Below are 19,772 nucleotides of genomic sequence, written 5' to 3'. Positions count from 1 at the left end.
AGTTAATTAGTACGCACAAAAAAGCGGAACCTGCAATACAGGCTCCGCTTGTACTCGTAACCGCTACTGCTGTAGCGATAACGGCTTACGAATTGCGGCCACCGCCGTGGCTGTTTTGGCCGCCTTTCTTGCCAGCTTCGGAGGCTTTCTCACGATCATTGGCAAAGTTCCCTCCACTGTTCTGGCCACCTTTCTGGCCAGCTTCGGAAGCCTTCTCGCGGTCATTGGCGAAGTTGCCGCCGCTGTTCTGACCGCCTTTCTGGCCAGCCTCAGAGGCGCGCTGCGGATCGTTGGCAAAATTGCCGCCGCTGTTGTGGCCGCCCTTTTGCCCAGCTTCGGACGCCTTCTCGCGATCATTTGCAAAGTTACCCGGATTTCCGCTCTTATCATTCGACATGAGATTTCTCCAGTTACATGGATGGTACTAATGAACATGGCGACTGCAGTACAACCGCCTCACTATGTCCGAAAACAAGATGCGGACATTAGTTCGCCAAATATCCCAGCTTGACGATGAACGGTTAAATCGAAAAATCGAGCGAAGCAGGCACGCCTTATATATTCCATCAATCAAAATGATCGCACTTCAATAGCAACGAGACGGCGACTCCAGAAGCGGCGATGCTTACATCGATATAACGCATTTCCCCGGCTCTGATTGATCAAGCGCAGGCGACAACCTCGGCTGCGGCTTACCGTTCGTCTCCCGGGTGAGTTCTGAGCAATCTGTCAACAAGCTGTAACTCGCGCCAGGCAATCTCAGATCCATGGAAAGCCGCGACGGCTGGCGCAAGGACGCGACTTTTTTCAAGACCACCAACCACTCGATCGAGCTATTGGAGGCCACATGAGCAGCAAGACCCTGGAAAACCTGGTGAAGCAATCGGATCTCAGTGCCAAGCAGCCGCTGGAGTTCTGGAAGCAGCTCCAGCGAGGCAAGGGCAGCTATCGGCCGAGTGCTGCAGCCCTGGCTCGACGCGCCTCCCTGGACCTCGGCATGTGTGCGGCAGGACGGTAACCAGCGGGATAGCCACCGCGTTACCGAATCGCTCTAGACGCTACGCGGTAGCGGGCGCCGGTTCAGCGGTGCTTTCGGCCCGCCCAGGTGTCATCACGTAACGCCCCTGCGTCCCGTTCTGATTCGTGATGGTGGGCTCGCTTGCGACAGACGTTGCGCCTAGGTGCTGCTCCTCCGGCTCGGGAAGTGGCTATCTCAGCGGGCAGGCTCTGCTCCCCTGTAGCCGGTATTGCGGCGATCATCCTTCGGCCTTGCGTTCCTGCTTGAGCAATCCCCAGACGATTGCAAGGCCAGCCACGGCCATTGCCGCTGCGCCTAGGAAAATATTCTGCATGCCGATATAGACCGCCAGGGCACCCATGATCGCGCCGGACAGGCCCAACGCCAGATCGAAGAACATGGCAAAAACGCTGAGTCCCGAGCTGCGGTTGACGGCCCCGACGCGGGAGACCACACCCACACCTAGCGCCGGGTAGAGCAAGGACAGACCGCATCCGGTCAGCGCCGAGCCGGCCAAGGCCATGCTCGGCGCCTCGGCGAGCCAGAGCATCGCCAGCCCGAAGATCTCCACCACCAGACAGACCACCGCAACCGAATAGCCGCCGACACGGTTGATCAGGTTGGGAAACAGCAAGCGGGTCCCGATAAACGCAAAAGCGAACGCCGTCAGGCACCAGGCGGCGCCTTCCCAGCCGCGCGAGCCGTAGTACAGGGCAATAAAAGCGGTCAGCGTGCCGTAGCCGATGGTGGCCAGTGAGAGGCTGAGGCCAGGCGGAGCGACTTTCCACAACACCTTGCCGAACGGTAAGCGCTCGCCTGGGTTGAGCGGTGCATCTCCTCGGCGCCAGGCCAGCGCCAATCCGGTCGCCGCCAGCAACATGGTCACCACGCCCAGGCTCCACAACCCCAGCGATTGTTCCAGAAACACACCCAGCGGCGCACCGATGCCCACGCCGCCATAAGCGGCGACACCGTTCCAGGAAATCATCCGCGCGGTGCTTTCCGGCCCCAACCGGCTGATGCCCCAAGTGATTGCCGAAATACCGATAAGGCTCTGCGCAAAGCCTAGAATCAACCGACTCATGAGCATTACGCTGATGCCCGCTATCGGCCAGGATTCCAGCAGCGCCGAGATCAGCAGCAACACACCGCTGGCCAGACCGGACGCCATGCCGATCAGTACGGTCTTCTTCGCGCCGCGCTCATCGGCCAACCGTCCGGCGAGCGGTCGACAAAGCAAGGTAGTCAGATATTGCGCACCAATAACGATGCCCGCGACGGCGGTGCTGAAGCCGAGGTTTTCGTGGACGTACCCCGGCAGCGATGCCAGGGGAATACCGATGGAAATGAACGAAATGAAGTTGAACACCACCAGCGACAGGATGAACAGAGTGTCGTTTGTAGCAGGTGTTTTCGCAGCGGGCATCGGTTCGCCTGTCGATGTGATGAAACGCGAATTGAACGATGGCGGGCCGCTCGACGGCACTCTTTAGAACACGAAGAGCAAGCACTGCGCCATGCAATGGAATGTGAGCTCTAACCGATGGGTTTTGATTTCGGCAAGGCGGAACTCATCATACAACCCTAGCGGATCGGAGCGGGATCCGCGACTCAGACCGGTTTGATACCGGCCGGAATGGCTGATTTACGCCACTGCGGCAAGCCGATCAGTACCACAGCAGATACGATGACCGTCATTGCCAACCACTCTTCGGTACCGATCCGTTCCCCAGCGAACGTCACTCCGAGTAGCACGGCGACCACCGGATTGACATACGCGTAGCTGGTGGCTGCGGCGGGTCGTACATGCTTGAGCAGGTAGAGATAGGCGCTAAACGCGACGATGGAACCGAGTAGGGTCAGATAGGCAAGCGCGAGCCAGCCGGCGAGATCGGGCATCTCCTGCAGACGCTCGCCGCTGGCGACGCTGCCAACCAGCAATACCGCGCCGCCAACCAGCATCTGTGCCGCGCTGGCCATCGCGCCGGCCGGTAGGCTGAGATGTCGGCTCCACATCGAACCGAACGCCCAACTGGCTGCCGCGAGCAATACCAGCACCGCACCTAGCGGACTCGCCTGCAGGTTGTGGCCGAGATTGAGCAGGCCGATACCGATCAGCCCCAGCAGGATGCCGCACCATTCCAGCGTCGTGGTTCGCTGCCCCCAGATCAGCCCGAACAGCAAAGCGAACAGCGGTACGGTGGCAATCGCCAGTGCCGCTACCGCCGAGGCCACGCCGAGATGTTCTGCGATCGTGACGCCGCCGTTGCCGCAACTCAGCAGCAGCACGCCAACAATTGCGCATGATCGCCATTCCTTCACGGTCGGTATCGGCACACCGCGCCAACGCAGCCAGGCGAACATCAGGCTACCGGCGATGACGAACCGCAACCCGGCCAGCAGCATCGGTGGCCAGGCCTGTACGCCCAGCTTGATCACGAAGTAGGTCGAGCCCCAGATCAAGTAGAGCGCCATAAAAGCGCCCACGAGCAGCAAAGGATAGCGGCGCATGGTAAAAGCCCGAGCGGCAGTGGGACCGATCATTCTAAGTAGGCTGCCCCACCCGAGGACAAGCACAGTCAGTTATTTGTTTACCGGTGCAGTTCGTCGCATCACCCTGCTCTTCAGCGGCCCAGAGCGAACGGGTCATCGATGCTGTGACTCGGCTCGGTAAACCAGCGCGGTCCACTCTCGGTCATGTAGAAGTGATCCTCCAGACGGATGCCGAACTCGCCTGGTACACAGATCATCGGTTCATTGCTGAAGCACATCCCCACGTCGATAGGTGTCTGGTCGCCATGCACCAGGTATGGGCTCTCGTGGATTTCCAGCCCGATACCGTGCCCGGTGCGATGCGGCAAGCCGGGCAATTGATAGCCGGGGCCCAGGCCGCACGCTTCGAGTGAACTGCGTGCGGCCTCATCCACCTGTTCGCAACGAGCGCCCAGTCGCGCGGCCGCGAATGCCGCCAGTTGCGCGTCCTTCTCGAAGCCCCACAGCGCCCGCTGATGCTCGTTCGGCTCGCCGAAGACGTAGCTCCGGGTGATATCGGAAAGGTAGCTGTGCACGCGACAGCCGGTATCGATCAGCACCATATCGCCAGGTTTTAGCCGTTGTTCGTATTTCACGCCGTGGGGAAATGCGCTCGCCTCGCCGAACAGAACAATGCAGAAGACCGAGCCTGACGCACCCACGGCACGATGCGCCTGGTGAATGAATTCAACCACCTCCGCGGTGCTGATCCCCTCGCGAAGAATACTCGCGGTGGCCTTGTGCACCGCCAGCGTCATGTCCTTTGCCCGCTGCATAAGAGCGATTTCCGCAGTGGATTTGCACTGGCGGCAATGAGCGGTTACCGCGCCTGCATCGACGAATGCATAACCGGGATCAAGCATCCGAAGACCGTCGAACATGAAGAACGGCAGTGATGAACAGAGCCCGATACGCGGCCTGACTCTTGGGTTTGGCTCGATGCCCAGGCGCAGCAGGCAGGCGAACAGCAAACGATAGGGGTTTTCGTGCTCCTGCCAGCCATTGACCAGACCATCGACCACCATGAAGTCACGAACCGTGCCTTCCTCGAACGCCGGCGCCAGATATTCGAGCGCACCATTCGCGGGCAGAATCGCACCCACCATGCGCTCGCTCGGACTCCATCGCACCCCGGTGAAGTATTCGAGATTGGGGCCGGCGCTGAGAAAGATCGCCTCGAATCCGAGCTGCCTCATTCGCCGCTGCGCCTTTTCGATGCGTGCCCGGTACTCCGCCAGCCCGATCGGCTCGACGCCATCCAGCATGTTGCCCAAGCGCCCGAGCGCCTCTTCTTGCGTGCTGCCGCCGACGCCGATGGTCATCCTGCTCTCCAAAACGAACCCAAGAAAGTTCGCCGAATTTAAGTACAGCTTAAATTTTCAAGCAAAGCTTTTTTCAACCAAACCGCGAAATAGCCAGAACTAAGGCTGGCGCACGCTCGTTGGGCTGGCCGTATACTGGCCACTTTGACAAGGCGAACCCCCATGACAGTCGATCGCATCGGTGAGCGTTTGCGCCGGCACAGGCGTGCCGCGAACAAGACCTTGAATCAGGTAGCCAGGGAGTCCGGCCTGACGGCGAGCTTCCTTTCCCAAGCCGAGCGCAACCTCACGGGCATCTCGATTTCATCGCTGGCGAACATCGCCAAATCGCTCGGTGTACCGCTCAATTCACTGTTCGATCAACCCAGCCAGGCGCAGCCCGACTAGCACCAGGGCGAGCGCGTGCGCTACACCATCGAGGGGCAGCCGCTGGCCTACGAACGCCTCTCTACGAATTTCCCCGGTAATCTGCTGAACGCCGTCAAGGTCAGCATGCCGGTGGGCTATCAATCAGAACTCATCGCCCACGAGGGCGCTGAATTCGCCTATGTCCTGTCGGGAAGAATCGTCTACACGGTAGACGGTCGCGACTATCCGCTGGGCAGCGGAGACTCGATTCACTTCGACGCGGGTAAGCCGCATCATCTGGCGAATGTGGGCGACCAGGCGGCCGAAGTGCTGACGGTAACGACCATGGGTTTGTTTGACGATCTGACCACCCGCTAACTGGCATCGCTATTGCTAGGCCTCGTAACCGAAAGCCAGGTCAAAGAAATTTAGCAGTGCTTAATTTCGGTTGACCCTGTTTTCAGCATGACTTAATTTCGAGGCAGGCTAGGCTGTGTCTCCAGGACCCAGCTACCAACAGTGTTCTGCGCCGAGCGGGCAACCCCCAACGGCGACACCGGCGTGCAGTGAGCCACTGTTCGGTCCACGAGACCAACCCTCGATGAACATAAAAAAGAATGAGGTTTGCATGCGAAACACTATCTCGATCCGCACGTTGCTCGCCGCAGGACTGATCCTCGGCTCGCCGCTCAGCTTCGCCGCCAGCAACCTGGTGTTTTGCTCCGAAGGCAGCCCCGCGGGTTTCGATCCCGGTCAGTACACCACCGGCACCGACTTCGATGCCTCGGCTGAAACCGTCTTCAATCGCCTGGCCCAGTTCGAGCGAGGCGGCACTCTCGCCCAGCCCGGCCTGGCAACGAAGTGGGACGTCAGCGATGACGGTCTCACCTATACCTTTCATCTGCGCCCGGGGGTGAAGTTCCATACCACTGATTACTTCACACCAAGCCGCGAATTCAACGCCGACGACGTCGTCTTCACCTTCCAGCGCATGCTCGACAAGGACCATCCGTTCCGAAAGGCGTACCCCAGTGAGTTCCCGTATTTCACTGATATGGGCATGGACAAGAACATCACCAACGTCGAAAAACTCGACGACATGACGGTGCGTTTCACCCTCGACAAAGTGGATGCAGCCTTTATTCAGAATATGGCGATGCATTTCGCCTCGATCCACTCAGCCGAATATGCCGATCAACTGCTTAAGGCCGGCAAGGGTGAGCAGATCAACCAGAAGCCGATCGGCACTGGTCCGTTCGTATTCAGCCGCTATCAGAAAGATGCGCAGGTTCGTTTCAAAGGAAACAAGGATTATTGGGTCCCAGAGGACGTGAAGATCGACAACCTGATCTTTGCCATCACCACCGATGCCTCGGTCCGCGCACAGAAACTTCGCGCCGGGGAATGTCAGATCACGCTCAACCCGCGCCCTGCCGACCTCGAGGCATTGCGGAAAGACCCCAACGTGAAAGTGCCCAACCAACCCGGGTTCAACCTGGGTTACATCGCTTACAACGTTGAGCACGAGCCACTCGGCAAGCTCGAGGTACGCAAAGCGCTGGACATGGCGGTGGACAAGAAGTCGATCATCGAAGCGGTCTACCAGGGGGCCGGCCAGCTGGCCGTCAACGGCATGCCGCCGACGCAGTGGTCCTACGATGAGAGTATCAAGAGCACCGAATACAACCCGGACAAAGCACGCGAGCTGCTCAAGCAGGCCGGCGTGAAGGAAGGCACCGAGATCACTCTTTGGGCGATGCCAGTCCAGCGGCCGTACAACCCGAACGCCAAACTGATGGCTCAGATGATCCAGTCCGACTGGGCCAAAATCGGCATCAAGGCCCGCATCGTCAGCTACGAATGGGGCGAGTACATCAAGCGCGGCCATGCAGGCGAGCACGACGCCATGCTGATCGGCTGGACTGGCGACAACGGCGACCCGGACAACTGGCTCAACACCCTCTATGGCTGTGATGCGATAGGCGGCAACAACTGGTCGCGCTGGTGCGATGCCAACTACGACGAGGTGGTCAAGCAGGCCAAGCGTATGACGGATCAGGCTGAACGCACCAAACTGTATGAACAGGCGCAGCAGATCCTCCAGCAAGAAGTGCCGATCACGCCGATCGCGCATTCCACCGTTTACCAGCCGATGCGCAACAGCGTGGAAGGCTTCAAAATCAGTCCCTTCTCACTCAACTCCTTTTACGGCGTGGAAAACAAGCGCTAGTGATGGCGACACCGGGCTAGCCTGTGGGGTTAGTCCGGTTGCGTCCGCGCCATTGTTTTTTCAACCACGACCCGAGTTTCGGTGGTAGCCGCTTCGGTTGCGGTTGATCAGCCACTACGGAATCGCCTCGCCAACGCACTCGCCGCCGGCGGGGCCCGACCAGGAGTTTTGCAACGATGTTCAGCTTCATAGCCCGCCGAGTGGCTTTGCTGATCCCGACCTTTTTCGGGATCACACTGCTCACCTTCGCCCTGATTCGCATGATTCCCGGCGACCCGGTGGAAGTAATGATGGGCGAGCGCCGGGTCGACCCGGAAATGCACGCCCAGGCCATGGAGCGCCTCGGCCTGAACAAACCGCTGTATCTCCAATATGCCGACTACATTGGCCAGCTGGCCGAGGGAAACCTGGGCGAGTCATTGCGCACCCGCACCAGTGTCTGGAAAGAATTCACCACCTTGTTCCCCGCCACACTCGAGCTGGCACTTGCCGCACTGATCATTGCCGGCACTCTCGGTGTGTTGGCTGGCGTGGTAGCCGCCCTGAAACGCGGTTCCTTGTTCGACCACGGGGTGATGGGCGTATCGCTGGTGGGTTACTCGATGCCGATCTTCTGGTGGGGGCTGATTCTGATCATGTTCTTCTCCGTGGGCCTTGGCTGGACGCCTGTGTCGGGGCGCATCGATCTGCTCTATGACGTGCAGCCAATCACCGGTTTCATGCTCATCGATACCCTGCTCAGTGATGAGGAAGGCGCCTTCATGGACGCCCTGCACCATATGATCCTGCCGTCCATCGTGCTGGCGACAATTCCATTGGCGGTGATCGCTCGTATGACCCGTTCGGCGATGCTCGAAGTATTGCGCGAAGACTATGTACGCACCGCCCGGGCAAAAGGGCTGTCGCCTAACCGGGTGGTGTTCATCCATGGATTGCGCAACGCACTGATTCCCGTGTTGACCGTCTTTGGCCTGCAGATCGGCACGTTGCTGGCGGGAGCCGTACTGACCGAGACCATCTTCTCCTGGCCGGGTATCGGCAAATGGCTGATCGAATCCATCGGCGCCCGCGATTACCCGGTAGTGCAGAACGGCATTCTGTTGGTCGCCTGTCTGGTCATCCTGGTCAATTTCATCGTGGACATCCTCTACGGTCTGGCCAACCCCCGCATTCGTCATCAGCGTTAAGAGGCCGGACGATGAACAACTTCGATACCCTGCCGGCCGCCGAGCCAACCGACTACTACCCCTCTCCGCTGCGAGAGTTCTGGAGCGCCTTTCGTCGTAACAAGGGCGCGTTGGGCGGATTGATGTTCATGTCACTGCTGGTGATTTGCGCCCTGTTCGCACCAGCGTTGGCTCCCTACAGCCCCGCCGAGCAGTTCCGCGATTTCCTGCTCACGCCTCCCGCCTGGCAAGAAGCCGGCACCTCACAGTTCCTGCTAGGCACCGACGAACTAGGGAGGGACATGCTGTCGCGTCTGATCCATGGCGCGCGGCTGTCATTGCTGATCGGCCTGGCCTCGGTCATCTTCTCGCTGATCCCCGGCATCCTGCTGGGGCTATTGGCCGGTTTTTCCCCTACCGGAATGGGCCCGTTCATCATGCGGCTGATGGACATCATGCTGGCCCTGCCTTCCCTGCTTCTGGCGGTGGCGATCGTGGCGATTCTCGGCCCGGGCCTGATCAACACCATCTTCGCCATCGCCATCGTGTCGCTGCCCTCCTACGTGCGACTAACTCGCGCAGCGGTGATGACCGAACTCAATCGCGACTACGTCACGGCTTCTCGGCTGGCCGGCGCCGGCACCCTTCGACTGATGTTCATCAGCGTGCTGCCCAATTGCATGGCGCCATTGATCGTCCAGGCCACGCTGAGCTTTTCCTCGGCGATTCTGGACGCCGCGGCGCTGGGTTTTCTAGGCCTTGGCGTTCAGCCGCCGACCCCCGAATGGGGCACCATGCTGGCCTCGGCCCGCGACTACATCGAGCGTGCCTGGTGGGTGGTTTCCTTACCCGGCCTGGCGATCCTGCTCAGCGTGCTGGCGATCAATCTGCTCGGTGACGGCCTGCGCGACGCGCTGGATCCGAAGCTGAAAAACGCCGCATGAGGAACTCATCGATGTCTGATCCAATGCCCACTCAACCGGGAGAAGTCCGTCCATGAGCCTTCTCGAAATTCAAAACCTATCGGTTCGCTTTGGTGATGACGGCGCACCGCCAGTAGTCGATGGGCTAGACCTTCGTGTCGACCGGGGCGAAGTGCTGGCCATCGTCGGTGAATCCGGCTCCGGCAAATCGGTCACCATGATGGCGTTGATGGGGCTGATCGATGCGCCGGGCAAGGTCTCAGCCGACCGCCTGCGATTTGCCGAGCAGGACCTGCTGACCCTCAAAGGCCGCCAGCGCCGCCGCTTGATCGGCAAAGACCTGGCGATGGTCTTTCAGGATCCGATGACTGCACTCAACCCCAGCTACACGGTGGGCTTCCAGATCGAGGAAGTTCTGCGCCAACACCTTGGCCTCAAGGGCAAGGCAGCCCGCCAGCGTGCGCTCGAACTGCTTGAGCGGGTGGAGATTCCCGGCGCAGCCAATCGCCTCGATGCCTACCCGCACCAACTCTCCGGCGGCATGAGCCAGCGCGTGGCGATCGCCATGGCCATCGCCGGCGAACCGCAGCTGCTGATAGCCGACGAGCCCACCACCGCACTCGACGTGACCATCCAGGCACAGATCATGGAACTGCTGCTGAGCTTGCAGCGCGATCAGAACATGGCACTGATCCTGATCACCCATGACCTCGCGGTGGTCGCCGAAACCGCTCAACGCGTATGTGTGATGTACGCCGGCCAAGCGGTGGAGACGGGCCGGGTACCGCAGCTCTTCGACGTCCCGGCTCATCCCTATACCGAGGCGCTGCTGGCCTCCATCCCGGAGCACTCTAATGGCCGGCGGCTGGCGACCTTGCCGGGCATCGTACCGGGCCGTTACGACCGCCCGGCCGGTTGCCTGCTCTCGCCACGCTGCCCCTATGCCCAGCCGCGCTGCTCGGAGCGTCCCGCTCTGCAACCTTATGAGCGCGGCGAAGTGCGCTGCTTTTTCCCTCGCCACATGTCGCCAGGCGAAGCACCCGAAGTGCTACCAGAGGCGCAACGTCCGAGCCAGCCTCCCGGAGATCAGCATGTCTAATGAGACGTCGACAGATAGCGTGCTATCCGCACGTGAGCTGACCCGCCACTACGAGATCTCTCGCGGGCTGTTCAAACCACACGCCACCGTACGTGCGCTGAACGGCGTGTCTTTCGAACTGGCGGCCGGCGAAACGCTTGCCGTTGTGGGCGAATCCGGCTGCGGCAAATCCACGCTTGCCCGCGCCCTGGTCCTTATCGAGGAGCCAACCTCCGGTTCGCTGCAGATTGCCGGTCAGGAAGTGGCCGGTGCCGACAAGGCGCAGCGCAAGCAGCTTCGCCGAGATGTGCAGATGGTGTTTCAGAATCCCTACGCGTCGTTGAACCCAAGGCAGAAAATCGGTGATCAGTTGGCCGAACCGCTTGTGATCAACACGCAGCTATCACGTAGCGAACGCCGTGAGCGGGTGCAGGCGATGATGCAGCAGGTGGGGTTGCGGCCCGAACACTACCAGCGCTACCCGCATATGTTCTCTGGCGGTCAGCGTCAACGTATCGCCTTGGCGCGTGCGATGATGCTCAATCCCAAGGTACTGATCGCCGACGAACCCACCTCGGCTCTGGACGTGTCGATTCAGGCGCAGGTTCTTAACCTGTTCATGGATCTGCAGGAGCAGTTCAACGCTGGCTATGTGTTCATCTCGCACGACCTGGCCGTGGTCCGCCACGTGGCGGACAAGGTGCTGGTGATGTATTTCGGCAGTCCGATGGAAATGGGCCCTGCCGAGCTGATCTACACGCGTCCCCTGCACCCCTACACGCAGGTGCTGCTATCGGCGACACCCAGTATCCGACCCGACGCGGTGAGGACGAAGATCCGCGTCCGTGGTGAACTGCCCAACCCGCTCGACCCACCAAGCGGTTGTGTCTTTCACACGCGCTGTCCGTATGCCACTGAACGGTGTAGCACGGAAATCCCCGCGTTCCGGCCATTGGATGAGCGCTTGGTGGCCTGCCACTACGCCGAGGAGGTTGGCTCGTCCCCACAACCGCTTCGCTAGCCTGACCAGCCCAGCTCGTTGCGTCTTGAATGCCCAAACAAAAAAGGCCCCGGATTTCGGGGGCCTTTTGGCGGCAATATGGAGCAACAGCTGAGATTCGACTCGTCATCAATTCCGCTGGATGAGGCTAAGCCGGCGCGCAGCTAAATCGCGATCTGTCGTTCTCTCGAGCGCTTGAGCAGTGCAGGACTTAGCGCGGCGACGTCGAGCTCTATCAAGCTGATCAACCCCGCCAGCTGCGCTCGCGTAACCGATACGCCACAAGGGAGCCCGGTCAAGACCAGCGATTCTCCTGTCAGCTCGTCAAGCAACATTGCCTGGATGGTTTGAGGTGAGTCCATCGTGGCGGTGAACAACAACGGTCTGAAGTGTTCCCGCACGAGCGCCAAAGCCTCGGGCTGTCTAATCCGGATCATCTGACAATTCCTTTGTCTGAGCGGAGAGTTTAATAGCCAAGCACACAAACCACTCAGCAAAGAAACGCAAACTGCTTCACGTTTCAGCGGTGAGTCAGATCATTTGCTCTGTTTAGACGGGACAAGACCAAGCCCGCGCCGATCAGCCGACGCCGTCGGCGGGGTGCATCCAGCGCACCATTGTCTCCACGCCCGTGGAATTATCCGGAATTCAGGCGAAACCGCGGCAGCCCTGGCAGCGGCGTTTTTTACTTCTCTCAGACGGACACGGGAAACGCGTACGTACGCATTCGCCCCTGCAGAAACGCTGAAGGCCCCGAATTAGGGGGCCTTCAGTTTTGAGATATGGCGGAGGAGGTGAGATTCGAACTCACGGAAGAGTTTCCCCTTCGACGGTTTTCAAGACCGTTGCATTCAACCGCTCTGCCACTCCTCCGCAGAGAGCGGGCGCAATAGTACCGGAACGAAACACACTGTCAAACTCTGTTGTTAGGCTGAAACAAAAGCTCTGCTATGATCCGAGGCAATTCACCTCGGGCTGAATACATTTACAGGAGTGTCGCCATGCTCAAGCAACAGTACGCATCTACGCACACGCAGGTTGAACAACAGGAAGTCAGCCGTGTTCTGCGCAACACCTACGGCCTGCTGGCCATCACCCTGGGCTTCAGTGCTCTGGTCGCCTACATGGCCATGCAGGCCAACGCGGCTTACCCGAACATCTTCGTGGTGCTGATCGGCTTCTACGGCTTGTTCTTCCTGACCGTCAAGCTGCGCAATTCCGCGTGGGGTCTGCTATCCACCTTCGCGTTGACCGGGTTCATGGGCTATACGCTTGGCCCGATCCTCAATATGTACCTAGGCACCGCCAACGGTGGTGAGCTGATCGCCTCCGCGCTCTCCATGACGGCTCTGGTGTTCTTTGGTCTGTCGGCCTTCGTGCTGATCACGCGCAAGGACATGAGCTTCCTCAGCGGCTTCATCACCGCCGGATTCTTCGTCCTGCTGGGCGCGATGGTCGCAAGCTTCTTCTTCCAGATCAGCGGTCTGCAACTGGCAATCAGCGCCGGCTTCGTGCTGTTCTCGTCGGTCTGCATTCTTTTCCAGACCAGCGCGATCATCCACGGTGGCGAACGCAACTACATCATGGCCACCATTGGCCTGTATGTATCGATCTACAACCTGTTCATCAGCCTGCTACAGCTGATGGGCATCATGGGTGGAGACGACTGATAGCCGCTCGTTGAATAAGCCCGCCTTGGCGGGCTTTTTCGTTTCTGAAGCTGGCGTATCATGTCACCCAGCAACTCAACGGTGCCCCATGAAATTCGTCATCGCCCTGTTCTCCCCTTCCCATTCCCCCGCTTCGCGGCGCGCCTTACGCTTCGCTGAGGCCGTGCTGGCGGGTGGGCACGAAATCGTCCGACTGTTTCTTTACCAAGACGGTGTACATAGCGCGTCGGCCAATACCGTGAGCGCACAGGACGAACTGGATATCGCTGCGCAATGGAGCCAGTTCGTCGATCGCCATCAGTTGGATGGGGTGGTGTGCATTGCCGCCGGTCTACGCCGTGGCGTGCTGGATGAGCAGGAAGCCAAGCGGCATCAGCGTCCTGCAGCGAATCTTGGGTCTGGCTGGGAGCTGTCCGGTTTGGGGCAACTCCATGAAGCCAGTCAGCATGCCGACCGCCTCGTCTGCTTCGGAGGGCATTGATGGCCCGCTCGATGCTGATCATTACCCGTCAATCTCCATGGTCCGGCCCAACGGCTCGCGAGGCATTGGACATCGTGCTGGCCGGTGGCGCCTTCGAGCTTCCGCTTGGGTTGCTTTTTCTCGATGACGGCGTGTTCCAGTTAGCCCCCGCGCAGCAACCGGCGCATCTGCAGCAAAAGGACCTGACGGCCAATCTGCAGGCCCTCCCGATGTTTGGTGTCGATTCGCTGTTCGTAGCCAAACGCAGCCTGGACGAGCGAGGGCTTGACGAAACCGCCGTGCCGCTGCCGATCGAGGTGCTCGACGATGCCGGCCTCAATATTCTTATCAACCGCTACGACCACGTGATCACCCTTTGATGAGCACTTTGCATCTGCTTTCCCACTCCCCCTTCGCCGATGGCCGTCTGGTCAGCTGTCTGCACCTTCTGGGGGCCGGCGACGCCTTGCTGCTGAGCGGCGATGCGGTCTATGCACTGCAAACGGCGACTGCACAACGCCAGGCGCTGGAATTGATGCCGGACGGCATTGGTCTGTTCGCGCTGGACGAAGATGTAGCCGCACGCGGCCTCGAAGATCTGCCCGAACGCTTGCAGCAAGTCGACTATACGGGCTTCGTCGAGCTGTGCTGTCGATACGCACGGACGAACGCCTGGCTATGAGTGGGTTGAATGTCAACGGCGTGGGCATTGCCGTGGATCAGGAGGGCTTCCTGGTCAATCTCGAGGACTGGAGCGAACCGGTCGCCACGGCGCTGGCCGAGGCTGAAGGCCTCAGTCTTGAAACCGAACACTGGGAAATTCTGCACCTGCTCCGCGAGTTCTACCGCGAGTTTCAGCTAGCCCCGGCAACGCGCCCATTGATCAAGTACACCGCGCTGAAGCTCGGCCCTGAAAAGGGCAACAGCATGCACCTGAACCGTCTATTCAAAGGCACCCCCGCCAAACTCGCCGCAAAGCTGGCGGGATTGCCGAAACCGAGCAATTGCATATGAGCCTCGTCACCCCGCCTGAACACCCCTTTGCCGTCTTCGTCCGGATCCTGGGCAAAGGCAAGCGCGGCGCCCGCGATCTCACCCGAGAAGAAGCGCGCGAAGCCATGGGCATGCTGCTCGATGGCAAGGTCGAGGACACGCAGCTCGGTGCTTTCCTGATGCTGCTGCGGCACAAGGAAGAAAGCGCCGAAGAGCTTGCCGGCTTCACCGAGGCCGTGCGCGACCAGCTGCACGCACCTGCCATCGCCGTCGATCTCGACTGGCCGACCTATGCCGGCAAGAAACGTCATTTGCCTTGGTACCTGCTCGCAGCCAAGTGCCTGGCGCACAACGGCATTCGCATCCTCATGCACGGTGGTGGCGCTCATACGGCTGGCCGACTGTATAGCGAGCAGCAACTCGATCTGCTCGGAATCACCCGCTGCGAAGACTGGAACAGCGTCGCCGTCGCTCTGGGCCGTGCCAACCTCGCGTTCGCGCCGCTCGGGGCCTGGATGCCGGGCCTGCAGCGGATGATCGATCAACGCAATATCCTAGGCCTGCGCTCGCCCATCCATTCGCTGGCGCGCATCCTCAATCCGCTCGGCGCCCGTTGCGGCCTGCAGAGTATTTTCCACCCCGGTTACCAGGGCAATCACCGCGAAGCCAGCCGTTTACTGGGTGACACGGCTATCGTTATCAAGGGTGAAGGCGGCGAGATCGAGATCAACCCGGACGGCGTGGCGCACCTGTACGGCACTCAGGCAGGAAAGTCCTGGGACGAGGATTGGCCGGCGCTTTCGCCACAACGTCACGTCAAACCGGCGCAACTCGATCCGCAGCATTTGCTCGCCGTCTGGCGGGGCGCCGCCGAAGATGCCTATGGCGAACTGGCGGTGGTGGCGACGATGGCCCTGGCGTTGCGCGGGCTCGGCCAATCGCGCGAGAGCGCATTTATCCAGGCGCGACAGTACTGGGAGCAACGCAACCTATCGGTTTGAACGATGCGTATGGCCGGGGATTGTGACCCATCCATCGAACTATCCTCCATAGACTGACCCCTAATCTGAAAGTCTGAGGAGGCAGAACATGGGGCTCTTGGTCGATGGGCAGTGGCAGGACCGTTGGTACGAAAACAGCCGTGATGGCGAATTCCAGCGAGAACAGGCGCAACGACGCGACTGGGTGACTGCGGACGGCTCGCCCGGCCCAACGGGTCAGCCTGCAGTAAAGGCTGAAGCCGGGCGCTATCACCTCTATGTTTCTCTCGCCTGCCCCTGGGCACATCGCACCCTGATCTATCGCAAACTCAAGCAGCTCGATCAGTTGATCGATGTTTCTGTCGTCAGCTGGCTGATGGCCGAGCATGGCTGGACCTTCGACAGACACACCGGCTCGACCGGTGACACGTTGGATGGCTTTCAGTACCTGCATCAGCGCTACACGCGCGATGACGATAACTACACCGGCCGCGTCACCGTACCGGTGCTCTGGGACCGCCAGCAGCAACGCATCGTCAACAACGAGTCCGCCGAGCTGATCCGCATCTTCAATAGTGCTTTCGACGAGTTGACCGGATCGACGCTGGACCTCTGCCCCGAACCGCTACGCGCCGAGATCGACATGCTCAACGAGCGGATCTATCCGCGAGTCAACAATGGCGTTTATCGCGCCGGATTCGCCTCCACGCAGAAGGCCTACGAAACCGCATTCGATGAGCTGTTCAACGAGCTCGACTGGCTCGAGCAACGCCTCGGCGAACAGCGCTACCTGACCGGCGAATACCTGACCGAGGCGGACTGGCGCCTATTCACCACAATGGTCCGCTTCGACGCTGTCTACCATGGCCATTTCAAATGCAATCTACGGCGGATCGAGGACTACCCAAACCTGTCGAACTGGCTGCGGGAGCTGTACCAATGGCCTGGGATCGCCGAAACCGTCGACTTCACCCATATCAAGAGCCATTACTACGCGAGCCACCGTCATATCAATGCTAACGGCATCATCCCCAAGGGACCGCAGCTGGCATTGGGCCGTGCGCATGATCGCGACCGGTTGCCGGGTAAAGGCATCTGGTCGCGCTGAGCACAGCGCGCGGCCGCAGCATCTGCTCTGGATTCGTAGCGCACGAGCGCCGCGTCTATTCGGATGCGGTGCCGGCCCCTTCGAACCAGGCGAGCTTTTCCCGGAGCTGCACCACCTCGCCGACAATAATCAGCGTCGGGGCTTGAACCTGCTCGCTTGCGACGCGCGCGGGCAGATTGGCGAGCGTGCCGGTTAATACACGCTGGTGGCTGGTGGTGCCTTGCTGGATCAACGCGACGGGGGTAGCGGCGGCGCGCCCATGAGCGATCAGTTGCTGGCAGATCACCGGCAGTCCGACCAAGCCCATGTAGAACACCAAGGTCTGGCTGGGCGCCACCAGTTCCGGCCAGGGCAGATCGCAGCTGCCGTCCTTCAGATGACCGGTGACGAAACGCACTGACTGCGCATGGTCACGGTGGGTCAGTGGGATACCGGCGTAGGCAGCACAGCCACTGGCGGCCGTGATACCGGGAACGACCTGAAACGGGATATCGTGAGCCGCCAGCTCTTCGATCTCCTCGCCACCCCGACCGAAAATGAACGGATCGCCACCCTTCAGGCGCAACACTCGCTTGCCCTGCCGGGCCAGCGTCACCAGCAATTGGTTGATCTGCTCTTGAGGGACGGCGTGCTCGGCACGCTGTTTACCGACGTAGATCCGATCAGCATCGCGACGACACAGATCGAGGATGGCAGGCGCTACAAGCCGGTCATAGAGCACAACGTCGGCTTGCTGCATCAACCGCAGCGCACGAAATGTCAGTAGATCCGGGTCGCCAGGACCCGCGCCGACCAGATACACCTCGCCGAGGCTTTTGGGCGCTGCGCCGGAGAGCTTTTCCTCCAGCAATCGCTCGGCCTCGTGCGGCTGTCCCGCCATTGCCCGCTCGGCAATGGTGCCTTGGAAGACCTCTTCCCAGAACACCCGCCGTTGCTGCACATTCGGTAATGCAGCCTTAACCTGACTGCGAAACTTCTTCGCCAGGCCAGCCAATTGACCGTACACCGCAGGCACCCAGGTTTCGATTCGCGCCCGCATCAGACGCGCCAGAACCGGGGCATCACCGCCGCTGGATACGGCAATCATCAGCGGCGAGCGGTCGACGATCGCGGGAAAGATGACCGTGCACAGCTCAGGAGAATCCACCACATTCACCGGTATACCGAGCGCCTTGGCGTCGTGCGACACCTGTGCATTCAGCGGCTCGTCATCGGTGGCAGCGATCGCCAGCACGCATCCAGCAAGGTCGTCGCGGTCATAACCGCGCAGACACGACTGCCCACCGCTCCGGTCGACCAAGTCAGTCAACTGCGGCTCAATCTCTGGCGCCACGACACGCAGCACCGCACCGGCTTCGGATAACAGGCGGGCCTTGCGCAGGGCGATTTCACCGCCACCGATGACCAGCACCGCGCGACCTTTGAGATTGTGGAACAGCGGCAGAAAATCCATCAGCGAGTCCTGGTGAGAAAAGTTGGTCCATCTCAACCATTGCGCGGGAGACGGCCCTTGTCGGCTATCAAGAAGTCAGGATCGTGCCAAGTACCAGCCCGTGGAGCGGCAACTCACCGCGCCGGCTCCACCATCACCAAGTACCCATCGGACGCTATCAGCCGATGACCTCGATACCGTTCATGTAGGGCTTCAGCACATCGGGTACCTGAATGCTACCGTCCGCCTGTTGGTAGTTTTCCAGCACCGCGACCAGTGTGCGTCCTACCGCCAGGCCGGAGCCATTGAGCGTATGCACCAGCTCGGGCTTACCGGTTTCTGGATTACGGAAGCGCGCTTGCATACGACGGGCCTGGAAATCGCCACAATTGGAGCAGGAGGAGATCTCGCGGTACTTGTCCTGGCTCGGAACCCAGACCTCCAGATCGTAGGTCTTGGTCGCACCGAAGCCCATATCGCCTGTGCACAACGCAAGCACTCGATACGGCAAGCCCAATAGTTGCAAGACTTTTTCGGCATTGGCCGTGAGGCTCTCGAGCGCCTCGAATGACTCGCTCGGTTCGACGATCTGCACCATCTCGACCTTGTCGAACTGATGTTGACGGATCATGCCACGGGTATCGCGACCGGATGCACCAGCTTCGCTACGGAAGCATGGCGTATGCGCGACGAACTTCAACGGCAACTGCTTTGCATCGAGAATCTCACCGGCGACGATGTTAGTCAGCGACACCTCGGCAGTCGGGATCAAATAAAGGTCAGCCTCGTTCTCACGGCTGATCTTGAACAGATCCTCCTCGAATTTTGGCAACTGGCCAGTACCTTGCAACGCGGGCGCCTGAACCAGATAGGGTGTATAGGCCTCTTCATAGCCATGCTCACGGGTGTGCAAGTCGAGCATGAACTGCGCCAACGCCCGATGCAGACGGGCAATTGGGCCGCGCATCAGGGCGAAACGGGCACCTGACAGCTTGGCGGCGGTTTCGAAATCCAGCCAGCCATGCTGCTCGCCCAGGGCCACGTGATCCTTGACCTCGAACTCGAATGCCTTCGGCGTGCCCCAGCGGCGCACTTCGACGTTGTCGTCTTCGTCCTTGCCCACCGGGACCGATTCGTGGGGCAAGTTCGGCAGGCTCAGCATCAGCTGATCCAGGTCGGACTGAATGCCATCCAGCTCGACCTTGCCGGCTTCCAGTTCAGATCCCATGCGATCCACGTCGGCGAGCAGCGGCGCGATGTCTTCACCGCGCTGTTTGGCCTGGCCAATCGACTTGGAACGGGCGTTGCGCTCGGCTTGCAGTTGCTCGGTGCGGGTCTGTACGGTCTTGCGCTGTGCTTCCAGCGCCTCGATACGCGCCACATCCAGCTGGTAGCCGCGGGTAGCCAAGCGATCGGCGACGTCCTGCAGCTGTGTGCGTACCAGTTTCGAATCAAGCATGGTGAGTCTCGTCTGTGAAAGCTTTGAGGAAAGGCGGAGAGGAAACGGAGTTT

Annotated in this window: 20 protein-coding genes, 1 tRNA gene and 1 pseudogene; 14 read left to right on the top strand and 8 right to left on the bottom strand. The window is 60.3% G+C overall.

Going from position 1 to position 19,772, the window contains the following annotated elements; genetic code table 11:
• Positions 1-85: 85 nt before the first annotated feature.
• Positions 86-397, bottom strand: a complete 312-nt coding sequence (locus tag ACL0K2_RS22755; protein WP_019339525.1) for a general stress protein — start codon at positions 395-397, stop codon at positions 86-88.
• Positions 398-847: 450 nt separating this feature from the next.
• On the opposite strand from ACL0K2_RS22755, the gene ACL0K2_RS22750 reads away from it, so the two are divergent.
• Positions 848-1,018 carry a hypothetical protein gene (locus tag ACL0K2_RS22750; protein WP_155397612.1) on the top strand — a complete coding sequence of 57 codons (171 nt, stop codon included), beginning with the start codon at positions 848-850 and terminating at the stop codon, positions 1,016-1,018.
• Between the two features lie 238 nt (positions 1,019-1,256).
• On the opposite strand, the gene ACL0K2_RS22745 is transcribed toward ACL0K2_RS22750, so the two are convergent.
• From ACL0K2_RS22745 to ACL0K2_RS22735, 3 genes are all read right to left on the bottom strand, one after another.
• The gene (locus ACL0K2_RS22745) at positions 1,257-2,444 is read right to left on the bottom strand and encodes an MFS transporter (RefSeq protein WP_045161693.1); all 1,188 of its coding nucleotides are present in this window, start codon (positions 2,442-2,444) and stop codon (positions 1,257-1,259) included.
• Positions 2,445-2,629: 185 nt separating this feature from the next.
• Entirely contained in the window at positions 2,630-3,529 is a 900-nt protein-coding gene (yedA, locus tag ACL0K2_RS22740; RefSeq protein ID WP_413043450.1) for a drug/metabolite exporter YedA, read from the bottom strand.
• Positions 3,530-3,642: 113 nt separating this feature from the next.
• Positions 3,643-4,872 carry a M24 family metallopeptidase gene (locus tag ACL0K2_RS22735; protein WP_413043449.1) on the bottom strand — a complete coding sequence of 410 codons (1,230 nt, stop codon included), beginning with the start codon at positions 4,870-4,872 and terminating at the stop codon, positions 3,643-3,645.
• Positions 4,873-5,034: 162 nt separating this feature from the next.
• On the opposite strand from ACL0K2_RS22735, the pseudogene ACL0K2_RS22730 reads away from it, so the two are divergent.
• The 6 genes and pseudogenes from ACL0K2_RS22730 (at position 5,035) to ACL0K2_RS22705 (ending at position 11,638) form a co-directional block, all read left to right on the top strand.
• Positions 5,035-5,598 (top strand): annotated as a pseudogene (locus ACL0K2_RS22730) (cupin domain-containing protein).
• A gap of 250 nt (positions 5,599-5,848) precedes the next feature.
• Positions 5,849-7,450: an ABC transporter substrate-binding protein gene (locus ACL0K2_RS22725; protein ID WP_413043448.1), complete on the top strand. Its 1,602-nt coding sequence runs from the start codon at positions 5,849-5,851 to the stop codon at positions 7,448-7,450.
• Positions 7,451-7,626: 176 nt separating this feature from the next.
• Positions 7,627-8,637 (top strand): ABC transporter permease subunit, encoded by a 1,011-nt coding sequence (locus tag ACL0K2_RS22720; RefSeq protein WP_045161688.1) that lies wholly within the window; start codon positions 7,627-7,629, stop codon positions 8,635-8,637.
• An 11-nt stretch (positions 8,638-8,648) separates the two neighbouring features.
• The gene (locus tag ACL0K2_RS22715; RefSeq protein WP_045161687.1) at positions 8,649-9,560 is read left to right on the top strand and encodes an ABC transporter permease subunit; all 912 of its coding nucleotides are present in this window, start codon (positions 8,649-8,651) and stop codon (positions 9,558-9,560) included.
• Between the two features lie 52 nt (positions 9,561-9,612).
• On the top strand, positions 9,613-10,638 hold the full coding sequence (locus ACL0K2_RS22710) for an ABC transporter ATP-binding protein (RefSeq protein WP_413043447.1): 1,026 nt from the start codon (positions 9,613-9,615) through the stop codon (positions 10,636-10,638).
• Positions 10,631-11,638, top strand: a complete 1,008-nt coding sequence (locus ACL0K2_RS22705; protein ID WP_045161685.1) for a peptide ABC transporter ATP-binding protein — start codon at positions 10,631-10,633, stop codon at positions 11,636-11,638. Before ACL0K2_RS22710 ends, ACL0K2_RS22705 begins: the two co-directional genes overlap by 8 nt.
• Positions 11,639-11,781: 143 nt before the next feature.
• Here ACL0K2_RS22705 and ACL0K2_RS22700 read toward each other — a convergent pair whose 3' ends face one another.
• Positions 11,782-12,054 carry a DUF1652 domain-containing protein gene (locus ACL0K2_RS22700; RefSeq protein WP_045161684.1) on the bottom strand — a complete coding sequence of 91 codons (273 nt, stop codon included), beginning with the start codon at positions 12,052-12,054 and terminating at the stop codon, positions 11,782-11,784.
• Between the two features lie 346 nt (positions 12,055-12,400).
• Positions 12,401-12,490: transfer RNA gene (locus ACL0K2_RS22695), tRNA-Ser, on the bottom strand.
• A gap of 128 nt (positions 12,491-12,618) precedes the next feature.
• On the opposite strand from ACL0K2_RS22695, the gene ACL0K2_RS22690 reads away from it, so the two are divergent.
• The 7 genes from ACL0K2_RS22690 (at position 12,619) to ACL0K2_RS22660 (ending at position 16,828) form a co-directional block, all read left to right on the top strand.
• Positions 12,619-13,287 carry a Bax inhibitor-1/YccA family protein gene (locus ACL0K2_RS22690; RefSeq protein ID WP_045161636.1) on the top strand — a complete coding sequence of 223 codons (669 nt, stop codon included), beginning with the start codon at positions 12,619-12,621 and terminating at the stop codon, positions 13,285-13,287.
• 88 nt (positions 13,288-13,375) lie between these two features.
• Positions 13,376-13,768, top strand: coding sequence for a sulfurtransferase complex subunit TusD (gene tusD, locus ACL0K2_RS22685; protein ID WP_045161634.1), 393 nt, complete (start codon positions 13,376-13,378; stop codon positions 13,766-13,768).
• A complete protein-coding gene (gene tusC / locus ACL0K2_RS22680; RefSeq protein WP_045161633.1) occupies positions 13,768-14,127 on the top strand; it encodes a sulfurtransferase complex subunit TusC in 360 nt (119 codons plus the stop codon). The genes tusD and tusC overlap by 1 nt, the downstream gene beginning before the upstream one ends.
• Positions 14,127-14,429, top strand: a complete 303-nt coding sequence (gene tusB / locus ACL0K2_RS22675; RefSeq protein WP_413043446.1) for a sulfurtransferase complex subunit TusB — start codon at positions 14,127-14,129, stop codon at positions 14,427-14,429. The genes tusC and tusB overlap by 1 nt, the downstream gene beginning before the upstream one ends.
• A complete protein-coding gene (locus ACL0K2_RS22670; protein ID WP_239612099.1) occupies positions 14,426-14,761 on the top strand; it encodes a TusE/DsrC/DsvC family sulfur relay protein in 336 nt (111 codons plus the stop codon). The genes tusB and ACL0K2_RS22670 overlap by 4 nt, the downstream gene beginning before the upstream one ends.
• Positions 14,758-15,741 (top strand): glycosyl transferase family protein, encoded by a 984-nt coding sequence (locus tag ACL0K2_RS22665; protein ID WP_413043445.1) that lies wholly within the window; start codon positions 14,758-14,760, stop codon positions 15,739-15,741. Before ACL0K2_RS22670 ends, ACL0K2_RS22665 begins: the two co-directional genes overlap by 4 nt.
• Positions 15,742-15,829: 88 nt before the next feature.
• The gene (locus tag ACL0K2_RS22660; RefSeq protein WP_045161629.1) at positions 15,830-16,828 is read left to right on the top strand and encodes a glutathione S-transferase family protein; all 999 of its coding nucleotides are present in this window, start codon (positions 15,830-15,832) and stop codon (positions 16,826-16,828) included.
• Positions 16,829-16,883: 55 nt separating this feature from the next.
• On the opposite strand, the gene cysG is transcribed toward ACL0K2_RS22660, so the two are convergent.
• Both cysG and serS read right to left on the bottom strand, forming a co-directional pair.
• Positions 16,884-18,281 carry a siroheme synthase CysG gene (gene cysG / locus ACL0K2_RS22655; RefSeq protein WP_045161628.1) on the bottom strand — a complete coding sequence of 466 codons (1,398 nt, stop codon included), beginning with the start codon at positions 18,279-18,281 and terminating at the stop codon, positions 16,884-16,886.
• A gap of 157 nt (positions 18,282-18,438) precedes the next feature.
• Positions 18,439-19,719, bottom strand: a complete 1,281-nt coding sequence (serS, locus tag ACL0K2_RS22650; protein WP_239612096.1) for a serine--tRNA ligase — start codon at positions 19,717-19,719, stop codon at positions 18,439-18,441.
• Between the last annotated feature and the right edge of the window lie 53 nt (positions 19,720-19,772).

It is taken from the genome of Pseudomonas sp. YJ42, assembly GCF_047225135.1.
Lineage (GTDB): Bacteria > Pseudomonadota > Gammaproteobacteria > Pseudomonadales > Pseudomonadaceae > Stutzerimonas > Stutzerimonas stutzeri_E.
The sequence above is the reverse complement of the archived record's forward strand: the minus strand, read 5'-3'. Positions and strand labels throughout refer to the sequence as shown.